We start from the raw sequence: 757 nt of genomic DNA on the forward strand, positions 1-757 counted from the left end.
GCACCAGCGAGCTGGCGCAGTTGCCGACGCCGACGATGGCGACACGCACGGATCCCATGGGTTACTCCTTGTGGTTGATCGGGGTGATCGGTTGGTCGTTCGGGGGTGTGGCGGTGGTGGCCGAGGGGGTGTTGCGCTCGGCGGTGATGAGCTCGTTGAGCCAGCGGACCTCGCGCTCAGCGGAGTCCAGGCCGTGCCGCTCGAGCTCGGCGGTGTAGCTGTCGAAGCGCTCGCGGTTCTTCGCCGAGGCGGTCCTGATGTTGGCCAGCCGCTCCTCGAGCCGGCTGCGGCGCCCCTCGAGGATCCGCAGCCGTACCTCGGCCTCGGTGCGGGCGAAGAAGGCGAAGTGCACGTCGAACGTGTCGTCCTCCCACGCCGTCGGACCCGCCTCGCGCAGCAGGTCCTGGAACCGCTCCTTGCCCTCGGCGGTGAGCTCGTAGACGATCCGCGCGCGCTTGGTCCCGGCGGTCGCCGCGAGGGAGTCCGCCGCGTCCGACTCGACGATCCAGTGGCGCTCGAGCAGCCCCCGCAGGCAGGGGTACAGGGTGCCGTAGGAGAGCGCCCGGAAGGGCCCGAGCGCGGCGTTGAGCCGCTTGCGCAGCTCGTAGCCGTGCTGGGGTGCCTCGTGCAGGAGCCCGAGGACGGCGAACTCGAGGAGCTCGGTACGGCGTGCGGCCATGGCGTCCTCCTCGGGTCGGTCGTGGTGCGCGGTCGTGGGCTCGGGCGGGGTGCCCGGGCGGGGTGCCCGGGCGGGGTG

Annotated in this window: 1 protein-coding gene; it reads right to left on the reverse strand. The window is 72.3% G+C overall.

The genetic code is table 11. The features are described from left to right. Positions 1 to 61 precede the first annotated feature (61 nt). On the reverse strand, positions 62 to 679 hold the full coding sequence (locus ASG70_RS12505; RefSeq protein ID WP_082590712.1) for a PadR family transcriptional regulator: 618 nt from the start codon (positions 677 to 679) through the stop codon (positions 62 to 64). Between the last annotated feature and the right edge of the window lie 78 nt (positions 680 to 757).

The sequence above is a fragment of the Phycicoccus sp. Soil748 genome (assembly GCF_001428025.1).
In the GTDB taxonomy this organism is placed as follows: Bacteria; Actinomycetota; Actinomycetes; order Actinomycetales; family Dermatophilaceae; genus Pedococcus.

Bases quoted from the DNA above. Each gene is read 5' to 3' on its own strand.
- ASG70_RS12505 (WP_082590712.1), bottom strand. From the start codon at position 679: ATGGCCGCACGCCGTACCGAGCTCCTCGAGTTCGCCGTCCTCGGGCTC.